This is a genomic window from Bradyrhizobium sp. CCGUVB23, assembly GCF_024199885.1.
Classification (GTDB): Bacteria; Pseudomonadota; Alphaproteobacteria; order Rhizobiales; family Xanthobacteraceae; genus Bradyrhizobium.
The window spans coordinates 8,815,109-8,827,704 of record NZ_JANADQ010000001.1; the positions used below are offsets into that span (position 1 = coordinate 8,815,109).

Below are 12,596 nucleotides of genomic sequence, written 5' to 3' on the forward strand. Positions count from 1 at the left end.
CGTCTAGGGCCTCGCCTCGATCACATGCGCCTGGATTTTTGCGGAAATCTCGCCCTCGCCATGCCGTGCGGCAATTTTCCTTGCCGCGTGGGCAGTAGCAGCCTCCAGCGCGTCGGGGCGTCTCGCCTCGATCTCGTTGCGGAGCGGCGTGCCCTGACAGTAGCTCATCGCGACATGCTGCGCCGAGATGGCCCGGCTTTCATCGGACCGTGTTTGAACTGCCACCTCTGAAAATCCTGCATCCTGCAAATCGCGGCGGATCAGGGCGGTATCGTGATAGCCGTGCGGCGTGCGTGCGAGGAAGCGCGGTGGATCGTCCGGGAACAACTCGGCCAGCGCGTCGGTGACATCTTTAGCAAAGATATTGTCCTCGATCCTGTCCCAGACATTGAAGATGAAAATCCCGCGCGGCCTCAGCACGCGGCGCGCCTCCTCGTAGGCCTTGACGCGATCCGGGAAGAACATCGCGCCGAACTGGCAACATACGACGTCGAACGAGCCGTCGAGGAATGGGAGGACCTGCGCGTCGGCCTGGCGCCAGCTCACGCGCGCATCGGCGCCCTGCCGAAGCCTTGCATGGTCGAGCATCGGTTGATTGAGATCGGTCACCACGTAGGTCGCATCCCGCGGCAGGACGGCTGCGACGGCGCGTGTGACCACTCCGCTTCCCGCCGCCGTTTCCAGCACGGCCATTGGTCCGCGCGCGGCGACGCGGCGCGCCATGTCGTCGGCATAGCTCTGGAATATCAGCGGGACCATATAGCGGTCGTAATTTTCCGGCACCGAGCCGGCAAACACCTTGTCGGATTCAGGCATCCTTTCGTCCTCCGCGACGTGCCTTTCGGGTCGCAAGCAGCAGGCCACGAAGGCGGCACCTTGTCACGTTGCGCCGCACGGGCGCGGCATCATGTCCACGGGCATGTGGACGGCGGAAAGACACTAGGCATGGCGACGCTTGCCCACGCAGGCAATCGAGTCGCGGCTCATCAATGGTGGCAGGCATCCCAGGGAACGTCGCTCCGTTCGATGCGTTGGAAAGCTCAGTCAAACCCCATTCCAGCCTGTCGTGCGACGGATGGGCCGAGTGAGATTTGCCGGCTGGACAAGAGCGCGCCAAAGCGGGCGCTGCGAACAGGTTTGAACAATGAGGGTCTGCGGAGCTGTGCGGGCCGGTTTGTTCACCGCATTCATTGCAGCGGCCTGGCTCGGCGGACAGGTCCAGACGTCCCTCGCGCAAGCCCGGCCATCCGTTTCCCCCAGCGACGCGGCGAAGACGTCTCCGCGGAAAGAAAGTGCACCTCGGAAGGAAGCTGCAAGATCTGACCCGCACACGACAGGATTTGTAACCGGTGCGGCACAGAGCACCGAGTTCGCCATAGCTCAGGACATTGCGACGACGCTGGCCAGCGGGCAGGAGACCGGCCCTCACGGCGAAGTCGCATTGCGGGTGCTGCCAATAGTGGGAAATGGTGGCAGTCGCAACCTCATCGACATACTCAGCCTGGCGGGGGCCGACATGGCGATCGCTCCCGTCCTGCTGGCCAATCGCCTCCGAGCGTCAGGAACAGTCGGAGATACCGGCAACAAGCTTGTCTACATCACCCCGTTGTTTGTCGAAGAGTTCCATCTCCTCGCGCGATCCGAGATCAATAGCGTTTCGGATCTTGTGGGAAAGCGGGTCAATCTCGGCGAAGAAGGCAGTGCTGGCGCTGTCCTTGGCCGCGAGTTGCTCAATCATCTGGAGGTGAAGGTCAGCGAATCTAACCTTGCTCTGGACGCAGCACTGGAGGGAATGCGGAAGGGGCAGATCTCCGCCACCTTGCTGGTGTCGGGCAAGCCAGTCAGCTTCCTGGCCCGCTACGCCCAAGGCGACGGCCTTCACTTCCTGTCCATCCCCTACTCGAAGGCGATGCTGGAGCATGATTATCTGCCATCGACGCTCAGCCACGAAGATTACCCAGAGATCATCGACGTCCCCGACAGCGTCGACACCATCGCGATCAAATGCGCGCTTTTCGCTTACAACTGGCCACCGCGCAGCGAGCGGTTTCCGCTCCTGGAACTGTTCGTGCAGACTCTGTTCTCGCGATTTCCTGAATTTCTGGGCGACGGTCATCACCCCAAGTGGCGAGAGGTGAACCTAGCCGCGCTGCTTCCTGGTTGGAGGCAATTTCAACCTGCGGAGCGCTGGCTCCAGCAGCAATCCGGCGGAGAAGCCGCGCTTCGCAAGGCGTTCGGTCGTTTCCTCGAGCAACAGCCGATCAGCAATCCGCCGAACCGCGAACAATTATTCCAGGACTTTATGCGGTGGCGAGAACGCCAGCAGGGCCGATGACCCAAGCACACTGGGAGGTCTTGATGCGCAATTCAGTGGTGACCGCAACCTTGGTCGCGTTGCTTGCGTTTGCCGCTGACGTGAAGGGGGCGGCCGCGCAACTCTTTCCATTCGAGCAGCCGGCCCCTCATACGCTCGCTCCAACCACGGTGCCATCAACCGACAACGCCAGGAAAGCCAACACCGGGAAAGCCAAGGAGGTAACTCGCGCAGACCGCAAACCACATACTCGCCCGGAAACACACAGAAGGCTCTACGTCGTTCCCTTACAGCCAAATCAGCGGAGGATCGCCGAAAAGAAGGGATACAAGCGCGTCAGCGACCTCGTGAACTTCCCGAAGTTCTTTCCCGGCCTGGGCATCCTCTTTGTCAAACCCGAGACTCTGCCGCTTGGGCCTTTCCTATGCTTTGATCGCAGGGATCGCCTGGTGGCGAGCCTGTATATGGTGCCCATCCAGGATATCGACGATCACAAGTCGTTGGAGGCGCCGGGCTTCGCCGGAGCGGTTGACCACGTCAACATCTACTTCAATCCAGGTCATCCTGGAGTGGACGTGCCGCACTACCACGTCGTGATCTGGCACGTGAGCAAGAAGGAGGAAGCGCGCGTCGCGAAATGACGCATGTCACCGTGAGAGCGATATCCTTCCCAGCAGCTTGCGTTTGCTCATGGAACGTTTGCTCATGGAAAAAGTGCTCGCCTATGCGATTTCGGGTTTCATCGTGTGCTTCGGCGTCTGGATCCTTTTTGCCGCCCTAAGCTCCAGTGCACCCGCGCTGTGGTCGTGCGCTGCCCTCTTGCCCATCGCAATCGGGCTCTGGAGCGCTTTCGGGCACATCTAGAAATCGTTCGCCGGAACCGGGACACCGCTGCCGCCTTGATCTCGGGTGGCGAGATTTTTTCTGATGGACCTTACCGCGACCGAACGCGATTTCCTGAGACGGCTGGCTTCCGAAGCCTGGATAAGCTCGCCGCTGTTCGACCACGAAATCGTCGCCAGACTTGTCGAATTCGGACTCGTTGAGACCGAGCCACTGGTTTCAGGCGAGGTCGAATACCGGATCACCGACGCGGGCCGCGATGTCCTGTGAATTCGTCGTGCTGCCTGAAGTGCTGCGACGCGGTCGCGACGCATCGCCACGAGGCGATGCGTCCTGTCCGGGACATGAGAGCGAGTTGCTAGCCGACCGGCGCCGAATATTCCGCGTCCGTGACCGGCTCCATCCAGGTCGAGTAGACGCCGTCGAGCGCTTCCTGCATGGCGATGTGGGTCATGCCGTTGGTGGGCGACGCACCGTGCCAATGCAATTCCCCCGGCGGAATCCAGACTGTATCGCCCGGACGGATCTCGCGGATCGGGCCACCCTTGGCCTGGACGCGGCCGACGCCGGAGATGACGTAGAGCGTCTGCCCGAGCGGGTGGTGATGCCAGTTGGTGCGCGCGCCCGGCTCGAATGACACGCGAGAGCAGTTCAGCCGCGCCGGCGCGGGTGCCATGATGACGGGGTCCTGCAACACCGTGCCGGTGAAGTTCTCCTTGGGCGCGCGGCGGGTCGGCCGCGTGCCTGCGACGTGGATCTCCATGGGGTACCTCGCTTCGTTTCTCGTTACTTCTTGCTCGCGGCGTAGCGCGCCTTGGTCTCGGCGTTCATGGGATAGAGACCCGGAAGCACGGCGCCGTTGTTCACCTCGTTGACGATCCAGGCTTCCATCCGCTCCTGCTCGACGCCCTCATTGAGCACGTGCTCGAGCATCGCTTGCGGGATCAGAACGCAGCCGTCCTGGTCGGCGACGACGATGTCGTTGGGAAATACCGCAACGCCGCCGCAGCCGACCGGCTCGCCCCAGCCGACGAAGGTCAGGCCCGCGACCGACGGCGGCGCGGCATAGCCGTCGCACCACACCGGGAGATTGGTGCCGAGCACCCCCTCGACGTCACGCACGACGCCGTCGGTGACGAGTGCGGTGACGCCGCGCTTGACCATGCGCGCGCAAAGGATGTCGCCGAAAATGCCGGCATCGGTGATACCCATGGCGTCGACCACGGCGATACAGCCCTCAGGCATCGCCTCGATCGCGGTGCGGGTCGAGATCGGCGAAGACCAGGATTCCGGTGTCGCCAGATCCTCGCGCGCTGGCACGAAGCGCAGCGTGAACGCTGGGCCGACCAGCCGCGGCAATCCCGGGCGCAGCGGACGCGCGCCGCGCATCCAGACATTGCGCAGGCCCTTCTTCAGGAGGACCGTGGTGATGGTGGCGGTGGTGATGCCGGCGAGGGTCTTGCGGGCTTCGGGGGATAGCGACATGGACGACAACGAGCTCCGGATGGGCGGGAAAGAAGCTGCGCATCTTGCGAGGCGCGGGCCTGCCGTCAAGGGCCAAGGCGAAGCAGCGCAGGGCTGTTATGCGATGCGATAACAAGGCTTTATCAGACACCCTTGCATTAATTTATTGGACTTGCGGGCGCATTTACGCGAAGCAAAGGGAAGCGGGAACCAAGGGAGTCTCCTGCGACCTCCAAGAGGCCGATTTCGACAGCTCATGGCCGCGACCCTTGCTCCGACTCTTGCCCCGCCCCGCCTTTTGCCCAGTGGCGACAGTGCCGTCACGGTCGAGTTCAGCCGAACCATCGACGATGCCGCCAACCAGCGCGTGCTGGCGCTCGATCGGGCGCTCACCGAATCCGGCATCGAGGGCGTCATCGAGGCGGTGCCGACCTATCGCTCGCTGCTGGTGCACTACGATCCGGGCCGGATCGGCTTCGATGCGCTGGGCGACAAGCTGCTCGCGCTGGCAAGCCAGCCGCAACCGCCCACGGCAAAGGCGCGCCGATGGCGCATTCCCGTCGCCTATGGCGGCGAGCACGGCATCGATCTCGAGGATGTCGCGAAGACGCTGAACACCACGCCCGACGACATCGTCGCCCGCCATGTCGCCGGCGACTATCGCGTCGCCATGATCGGCTTCACCCCAGGCTGGTCCTATCTCAGCGGCCTGGAGAAATCGCTGCACATGTCGCGGCGACAGAATCCGCGGCTCTTGACCCCCGCCGGAACGATCGCGATCGGCGGCGTGCAGACCGGCGTGCAGTGCCTCGCAGGTCCCAGCGGCTGGCACCTCTTGGGGCGCACCCCCGTGCGGACCTATCAGCTCCACCGGAATCCCACCTTCCTCACCGAACCCGGTGATCGCGTGACGTTTTTTGCCGTCGACCACGAAACCTTTGCGGAGCAGGACCGCGCCGCCGAAGCAGGTAAGATCATTGCGGAGCTGACGGAGTCATGAGCCGGCTCATTGTCGCCAGCATCGGGCCGGCCAGCTCCGTCCAGGACGGCGGACGGCCGGGCGCGCAGCGCTATGGCCTCACGCCGAGCGGCGCGATGGACCGGCTGGCGCTGGCAACCGCCAACTGCCTCGTCGGCAACGAGCTGTTTGCGGCCGTTGTCGAGATCGGCCCGTTCGGTGCATCCTTCACCGCGCGCGACGGCGCGGTGCGGGTCGCAATCGCGGGCGCGCCGCGCAATGCCGATATCGCCGGCAAGCCGGTGGCGAACGAGACCTCGGTGACGCTCAGGGATGGCGAGACGCTGACGCTCGGCTTCGCCCGCGGCGGTGCGTTCAGCTATCTCGCCATCGAAGGGGCTATCCGGGGCGAGCCGGTGTTCGGCAGCCTTGCGGTGAACGCCCGTGCCGGGCTCGGCAGCCCCTACTCGCGCCCGCTCCAGGCCGGCGACGAGTTCAGCGTCGCGGCCGCAACCGGCGGGCCTGAGCAGAGGATCGAATTGCCGAAGCCGCCGAGCGGTCCGATCCGCGTCGTGCTGGGGCCGCAGGACGACGAGTTCGATGACGCCAACAAGACGCTGTTCCTGTCGAGCGACTGGAAGATCTCGGCCACCTCGGACCGTATGGGCTATCGCCTCGAAGGCCCCGTGATCAAACATCTCCACGGCCACAACATCGTTTCCGACGGCACGGTCAACGGCAGCATCCAGGTGCCCGGCAATGGCGCGCCGATCGTCCTGATGATGGACCGCGGCACCAGCGGCGGCTATCCGAAGATCGCAACCGTCATCTCCGCCGATCTCGGCCGCCTCGCCCAGACCTCGGCCGGTACGGCGTTCCGCTTCACGGCGATCAGCATGGCGGAAGCGCAGGATGAGGCCCGGAAATTCGCGCAGCTCCTGCGCGGCCTGCCCGACCGCTTGCGCGCGGCCGACACCGTGGAGCTCAACATCGAGGCGCTGCATGATGCTAACGTCGCGGGCCACGCGGTGAACGCCGTCGATGCCGCGACTTGGCAAACTCCGGCAGAGCCGTAGACACTCTATCCCCTCATCCTGAGGAGCCCGCGGGACGCGGGCGTCTCGAAGGATGAAGGCCGTGATCGGGCTCATTGTTCGAGACGCGCGTTCCGCGCTCCTCACCATGAGGGTCATCAGGACTAGTCGGAAGAACCAGAGGCGGAGAGCACCATGACGACGATCGATCTCAACTGCGACCTCGGTGAAGGATTTGGCGCCTGGGAGATGGGCAACGATGCCGCGATGCTCGAGCTTGCGACCTCGGTCAACGTTGCCTGCGGCTTCCATGCCGGCGACCCCGACATCATGCGGCGCACGGTTGAATTGGCGAAGGCGCGCGGCGTCTCGGTCGGCGCGCATCCCGGGTATCGCGACCTGCACGGCTTTGGCCGGCATCCGATCGTCGGCCTGAAATCCTCCGAAATCCAAAACCTCGTCGCCTACCAGATCGGCGCGCTCCAGGCGATCGCGACCGCGGCCGGCCACAAGGTCACGCATGTGAAGGCGCATGGCGCGCTCTCCAACGTCGCCTGCGAGGACGACATGACCGCAAGGGCGATCGCGGCCGGCATCAAGGCCGTCGACCCCTCGCTGATCTTTGTGGTGCTCGCCAATTCAAAACTGGTGAAGGCCGGCGAGGACGCCAACCTGCCGATGGTGCATGAGGTGTTCGCCGACCGCGCCTATGAGGACGACGGCAATCTGGTGTCACGCAAGAAGCCCGGCGCGGTGCTGCACGATGCCAAAGGAATCGCGGATCGTGTCGTGCGCATGGTGCAGGACGGCGCCGTGGTCTCGGTCACCGGCAAGGTCATCAAGATGCGGATGGATACGGTGTGCATCCACGGCGACACGCAAGGCGCGGTGGATATCGCGCGCAATCTGCGTCAGGCGCTGAAGGATGCGGGGATTGCGGTGGCGCCGTTCAAGCGCGCCGCGTGAGGAATGGTTGTAGGGTGGGTTAGCGAAGCGTAACCCACCTCTTTTGCTTTCCGCGAAGAGAGAAGTGGTGGGTTACGCCTTCGGCTAACCCACCTTACGAATTCTCAGAACGGGTGCACCGACAGCGTGCCGAAGACGATGGCCGCGATGACCGCAAACGCACTGTAGAGCGCAACATGGTGCATGCTCGCCCCGGTCCGCCGCGAGAGCGAGCGCGCGTAGAAGTGCAGCCTCGCTTCCGCCGATAGTTCGCGCATGGTCGATCTCCAACGCCCCATTTGGGGAGATATGAAGGATCAATTGCGGCGACGGACAAGATGGTGGCGGAAATAGCGACGGCGGTTCTCTTCAGAACCGCCATTGCAGAGGGAAATTCTCTTCATCCCCGGGTTCCGAGAATCTTATTCGCTCAACCTTTAAGCCAATGGAACCGGTTCCCGTGCGCTAATACACGTCCGCCTGGAACCTGCCCTTCTTTTTGAGATCGGCCACGAAGCTCACGGCCTCGTCCGTGGAACGTGCGCCGAATTGCGCAACGATGTCGACCAGCGCACGCTCGACGTCCTTGGCCATGCGCTTGGCATCACCACAGATGTAGAGATGCGCACCTTCGGCCAGCCACGTCCACACCTCGCGGCCGAGTTCGCGCATGCGATCCTGCACGTAAAACTTCTTCTCGCCATCACGCGACCAGGCGAGCGAGAGGCGGGTCAGCAGGCCCGAGGTCTTCAGCGCGTTGAGCTCGTCGCGGTAGAAGAAATCGCAGTCGCTGCGCTGATGGCCGAAGAACAGCCAGTTCTTGCCGGGCGCGCCGGTCGCCTTGCGGTCGAGCAGGAAGGCGCGGAACGGCGCAACGCCGGTGCCGGGACCGACCATGATGATCGGCGTCTTCGGATCCTGCGGCAGCGCAAAGCCGTGCGCTTTCTGCACATAGACCTTCAGCTTCTCGCCCTCGATGATACGCTCGCCAAGGAAGGTCGAGGCGACGCCGAGGCGCTTGCGCTTGCCGATGACGTAGCGCACGGAATCAACCGTCAGCGACAACTTTCCGGGCGTCGCATTGTGCGAGGACGAGATCGAGTAGAGCCGCGGCTGCAAGGGCTCGAGCGCCTCGACGAAGGCTTCGGGATGCGGACGGCAGCCGGAGAACTTTTGCAGTGCCGCCATGACGTCAAGCGTTGCGGCATCGCCATCGGGATCCTCGCCCTGCGCCAGCGCCCGCGCCTTCTCGCGCTGCGCACCGCCGGTGATGAAGGAAAGCAGCTCGAACAGCTTGTCCGGCGCAGGCGACAGCGAGACGTCCTCGACCAGCGCCTCGCGCAGCGTCTTGCCGTTGACCTGGGTGGTATGGGAGGCGCCGAGCAGCGCGATGATCTGGTCGACGAGGCCGAGATCGTTGCGCGCGAACACGCCGAAGGAATCGCCGACGACGTAGTCGAGCTTGCTCTCGGAAAGATCGAACTCGATGTGATAGGTCTCCTTCTCGGAGCCCTGCTTGTTGAGAAGGCGCCGCGACAGGAACACGGCTTCAGCCGGATTTTCACGGACGCGGCCGGGCTCACCCTTCACCTCTGATACGGCCGGTGCGGCGGCTGCCGGTGCGGCCGCGCCCTCGGCGGGCTTCACTGCCGGCGCCTTGTCGAGCTCCTCGAAGAGCTGCTTCAGCATCCGCGCCGTCTCCTTGCCGCCGGGAGCGCAGAGGTTGAGGCGGGCTTCGCTTTTCTTGGCGATGGCGTCGGAATAGTCGGCGCAGCTGTAGCCGCACTGGCCACAGTCCTGCTGCGCCATCGCCGCCATCATGCGGCGACGGAGCGGACGCCCTTCCGCAAGCTTCATGCGATCGCCGATCGGCATCGCCGGATCGTGCCAGGGCGCCTCGCCGTCATCGCCATCGCCCTGCGGCGCGAGCACCGCACCGTTTTCGGCGGGCGACAGCGGCGTCGAGCCGTCGAGGCCGAACATGCCCACGAGAAATCCATTCAGCCACAGCCGCTGCCCTTCGCTGAAGGGCGCGTTCGGCGGGATGATCTCGAGTTTCGGTGGGACAGGCATCTGGGTCATGCTGTTGCTTCCGCTCCGGCAAGTTTGCGCAGGGCTTCGCCGTCATGGCGACGTGAGAAGGTGAGGAACGTTTCTTCCGGCGAGGCGCGGTTGGCAAGATAGGCCTTCAAGAGACCCTCGACGAGCCTGGGCGCGTCCTCGGCCTTCACGTCGTGATAGACCTCCTGCCCGATATCGGCATCGGGGCCGAAGCCGCCACCGGTGAAGAGGTGATAGCCTTCGACCGTGTCCTCCTCCGTCGCGCCCGGCACCTTGGCCGCGATCAGGCCGATGTCGGAGATGTAGTGTTGCGCGCAGGAGTGATGGCAGCCGGTCAGGTGGATGTTGAGCGGCGTGTCCAGCGTCACACGCTCATCGCACCAGTCACCGATCGCGGTCGCGTGGCGCTTGGTGTCGGAGGCCGCGAACTTGCAGCCGGCATTGCCGGTGCAGGCGATCAGGCCGGCGCGGACTTGCGAGACCTGCGTGGCGAGGCCGAGCTTCTCGACGGCCGCGGTCACCAGTGCCACGTTCTCGTCGCGCACGCCCGAGATCAAGAAGTTCTGCCAGACGGTCAGGCGGATGTCGCCGTCACCGAGATCCTGCGCGATCTTCGCGATACCGCGCATCTGCTCGCAAGTGAGCTTGCCGACCGGCAGCGCGACGCCGACCCAGTTGAGTCCGGCCTGCTTCTGCTTGTGCACGCCGATATGGGCCATGCGGTCGAAGCTTGGACGCGGTGCAATCGCATCAGCCGGCACGCGCGCGAAGGGCTTCTTCAGCCGTTCCTCGACGAGCTTGAGAAACTGATCGTGCCCCATGTTGTCGAGCACGTATTTCAGCCGCGCCTTGGTGCGGTTGGTGCGGTCGCCATGTTCGATGAAGACGCGCACGATGGCGTCAGCAACGGCGGTGGCGTCCTCGGGACGAACGACGATGTCAGAATATTTTGCGAAATCCCTGTGGCCGGTGATGCCACCGATGCCGAGCCGGAACCAGACGCCCGCGTCGACGCCAAAGCCGCCCTTCACCTCGACCGCGGAGAACGCGATGTCGTTGGTCTCCTCCAGCACCGCGACGCGCCCCGCGCCGTCGAAAGCGACGTTGAATTTGCGCGGCAGGCCGTAGAGCGAGCGGTCGTTGAGGATGTGGTAGTGCCATTCGCGCGCGAAAGGACGCGTGTCGAGCAACTCTTGCGGATCGATGCCGGCGGTCGGCGTGCCCGTGACGTTGCGGATGTTGTCCGCGCCCGAGCCACGCGAGCAGAGGCCGATGTCTTGGATGCTTTCGATGAGCGCGACGGCGTTCTTCGGCTCGATCTCGCGGATCTGGAAATTGGCGCGCGTGGTCACATGGGTGTAGCCGCCGCCGTAAGCTTCAGCCAGATCGGCAAGGCCCGACATCTGCCAGTGCTTCAGGATGCCGTTCGGAATGCGCAGCCGCGCCATGTAGGATGTCTGCGCCGGCGCGACCCAGAAGATGCCGTAATAGCGCCAGCGGAAATTGTCCGCCGGCGTCGGATTTGCGTTGTTGCGCGCCTGATCCTTCAGCCGCTCGTAGCCGTCGAAAGGGTGCAGCTCGCGCTTGAACTTCTCCTGGTCGGCGAGCTTCTTGCCTGCCGCAGTGAGCTTGTCCTGCGCCTTAATGGCGGCGGCATCGGGCCCCGTCGGCTCCGAGGGCGCTGCGTCCGCGGTGGCAGGCGCGCCACCAGCGACAAAGGCGCGGCCCACACGTCCGACCTGGAGGCCGGACATGAAGCCTTCGAGATAGCGCTTCTGCTCGTCGGAGAAGTCGGCCGTGGGTGCTGTGTCGAGTTTCATGGAGTGACTGGACCTACTCTGCTGGCTGAACCGCGACCTGCGCCACTTCGGCTGCCGGCTTCGCGGGCTTGTACGTTGCGTAGAGCGCCAGTCCCGTGAACAGGAAGCCGCCCAGAATGTTGCCCAGCGTGACCGGGATCTGATTCCACACCCACCACTGGTAGACGCTGACCTTCGCGCCCATCAGCATGCCGGTCGGCATGACGAACATGTTGACCACCGCGTGCTCAAAGCCCTGCGCGAAGAAGGTCGTGATCGGCAGCCACGCGGCGACGATCTTGCCGACCGTCGAGGTCGAGGTCATCGCCATCACGACGCCCATGCAGACCAGCCAGTTACAGAGGATCGCCTTGACGAAGACGCTGATCATGCCGGCGGTGCCGAGCGCTTCGTTGGCGACGGTCTTGGCTTCGGCGATCGCAATGATGCGCGCGGCGACGCCGGTCGGCGCGGCCGTGCCCATGTTGGTCAGCGCGATCGCGAGCAGCCCGCCGAACAGGATGCTGCCGAGGAGATTGCCGAGGAATACCCACGACCAGTTGGAGATCACCGCGCCCCAGCTCGACTTGCCTTCGAGCGGCGCGAGCGGCAGCAGCGCGAAGCTGCCGGTGACGAGTTCGAGCCCGAGCAGCACGATCATCACGAAGCCGACAGGGAAGATGATAGCGCCGACCAGCGGCTGGCCGGTGGTGACGGCGGCGCCGAACGCGAGGCTGGTGGCGGCGCCGAGAAGCGCGCCGGAAATCGCACCGCGGATCAGGAGGTCGCGCGGGCCGAGCGCCAGCTTCTTCAGGCTGGCATCGACCATCGAGGCCACAACGTCGGAGGGTTTTGCGTAATCCATATCGAAGCTCCAGCGCCGCGCGCGGCGGCCACAACGGGTTGAAACGACGTTGATCGCTGGGAGCACGATTTCAGGCACACGCGGCCTGGCCGGAACCCGGGGCGATCCGATCAGCCTCGTTGCTGCGGAAATCCATCATGGACTTGAGGCCGCCAGCTTCCACGCCGGTCGGCTTGCTCTCCCCTATTCAAGGAGTGTGCCAACGCAGCATAGTTCTAGGATTTGTGTGAAATCAGTGGGTTAGCATTATGTGCAACGCATGAAATGGATCAGTATTCATGCCGCATCGGGCAGCAACGGCCCAAAGTTTAGT

Annotated in this window: 14 protein-coding genes; 7 read left to right on the forward strand and 7 right to left on the reverse strand. The window is 64.2% G+C overall.

Annotated features, from left to right (window positions below):
- Positions 1-3 precede the first annotated feature (3 nt).
- Positions 4-816: a class I SAM-dependent methyltransferase gene (locus NLN62_RS41265; RefSeq protein ID WP_254112447.1), complete on the reverse strand. Its 813-nt coding sequence runs from the start codon at positions 814-816 to the stop codon at positions 4-6.
- A gap of 358 nt (positions 817-1,174) precedes the next feature.
- Between NLN62_RS41265 and NLN62_RS41270 the strand changes: the two genes are divergently transcribed.
- The 4 genes from NLN62_RS41270 (at position 1,175) to NLN62_RS41285 (ending at position 3,427) form a co-directional block, all read left to right on the forward strand.
- Positions 1,175-2,335 carry a TAXI family TRAP transporter solute-binding subunit gene (locus NLN62_RS41270; protein ID WP_245288030.1) on the forward strand — a complete coding sequence of 387 codons (1,161 nt, stop codon included), beginning with the start codon at positions 1,175-1,177 and terminating at the stop codon, positions 2,333-2,335.
- Between the two features lie 23 nt (positions 2,336-2,358).
- Positions 2,359-2,955 carry a hypothetical protein gene (locus tag NLN62_RS41275; protein ID WP_254112448.1) on the forward strand — a complete coding sequence of 199 codons (597 nt, stop codon included), beginning with the start codon at positions 2,359-2,361 and terminating at the stop codon, positions 2,953-2,955.
- Positions 2,956-3,019: 64 nt separating this feature from the next.
- Positions 3,020-3,178, forward strand: a complete 159-nt coding sequence (locus tag NLN62_RS41280; protein ID WP_254112449.1) for a hypothetical protein — start codon at positions 3,020-3,022, stop codon at positions 3,176-3,178.
- Between the two features lie 63 nt (positions 3,179-3,241).
- Positions 3,242-3,427: a hypothetical protein gene (locus NLN62_RS41285; RefSeq protein ID WP_254112450.1), complete on the forward strand. Its 186-nt coding sequence runs from the start codon at positions 3,242-3,244 to the stop codon at positions 3,425-3,427.
- An 88-nt stretch (positions 3,428-3,515) separates the two neighbouring features.
- Here the strand turns inward: NLN62_RS41285 and NLN62_RS41290 are convergent, their stop codons facing one another.
- Positions 3,516-3,920, reverse strand: a complete 405-nt coding sequence (locus NLN62_RS41290; RefSeq protein WP_027523391.1) for a cupin domain-containing protein — start codon at positions 3,918-3,920, stop codon at positions 3,516-3,518.
- Positions 3,921-3,943: 23 nt separating this feature from the next.
- Positions 3,944-4,642, reverse strand: coding sequence for a ribonuclease activity regulator RraA (locus tag NLN62_RS41295; RefSeq protein WP_254112451.1), 699 nt, complete (start codon positions 4,640-4,642; stop codon positions 3,944-3,946).
- A 235-nt stretch (positions 4,643-4,877) separates the two neighbouring features.
- Here NLN62_RS41295 and pxpB point away from each other — a divergent pair, with 235 nt between their 5' ends.
- The 3 genes from pxpB (at position 4,878) to NLN62_RS41310 (ending at position 7,579) form a co-directional block, all read left to right on the forward strand.
- Positions 4,878-5,621, forward strand: a complete 744-nt coding sequence (pxpB, locus tag NLN62_RS41300; protein ID WP_254112452.1) for a 5-oxoprolinase subunit PxpB — start codon at positions 4,878-4,880, stop codon at positions 5,619-5,621.
- A complete protein-coding gene (locus NLN62_RS41305; protein WP_254112453.1) occupies positions 5,618-6,655 on the forward strand; it encodes a biotin-dependent carboxyltransferase family protein in 1,038 nt (345 codons plus the stop codon). Before pxpB ends, NLN62_RS41305 begins: the two co-directional genes overlap by 4 nt.
- A 153-nt stretch (positions 6,656-6,808) precedes the next feature.
- Positions 6,809-7,579, forward strand: coding sequence for a LamB/YcsF family protein (locus NLN62_RS41310; protein WP_254112454.1), 771 nt, complete (start codon positions 6,809-6,811; stop codon positions 7,577-7,579).
- A 104-nt stretch (positions 7,580-7,683) separates the two neighbouring features.
- On the opposite strand, the gene NLN62_RS41315 is transcribed toward NLN62_RS41310, so the two are convergent.
- The 4 genes from NLN62_RS41315 to NLN62_RS41330 all read right to left on the reverse strand — a co-directional run bounded on the left by NLN62_RS41315 (position 7,684) and on the right by NLN62_RS41330 (position 12,283).
- Positions 7,684-7,836, reverse strand: coding sequence for a hypothetical protein (locus NLN62_RS41315; protein WP_167561251.1), 153 nt, complete (start codon positions 7,834-7,836; stop codon positions 7,684-7,686).
- Positions 7,837-8,023: 187 nt separating this feature from the next.
- The gene (locus tag NLN62_RS41320) at positions 8,024-9,640 is read right to left on the reverse strand and encodes a sulfite reductase subunit alpha (protein ID WP_254112455.1); all 1,617 of its coding nucleotides are present in this window, start codon (positions 9,638-9,640) and stop codon (positions 8,024-8,026) included.
- The gene (locus tag NLN62_RS41325) at positions 9,637-11,439 is read right to left on the reverse strand and encodes a NirA family protein (protein ID WP_027523397.1); all 1,803 of its coding nucleotides are present in this window, start codon (positions 11,437-11,439) and stop codon (positions 9,637-9,639) included. The genes NLN62_RS41320 and NLN62_RS41325 overlap by 4 nt, the downstream gene beginning before the upstream one ends.
- 13 nt (positions 11,440-11,452) lie before the next feature.
- Positions 11,453-12,283, reverse strand: coding sequence for a formate/nitrite transporter family protein (locus NLN62_RS41330; protein ID WP_035662567.1), 831 nt, complete (start codon positions 12,281-12,283; stop codon positions 11,453-11,455).
- Positions 12,284-12,596 lie beyond the last annotated feature (313 nt).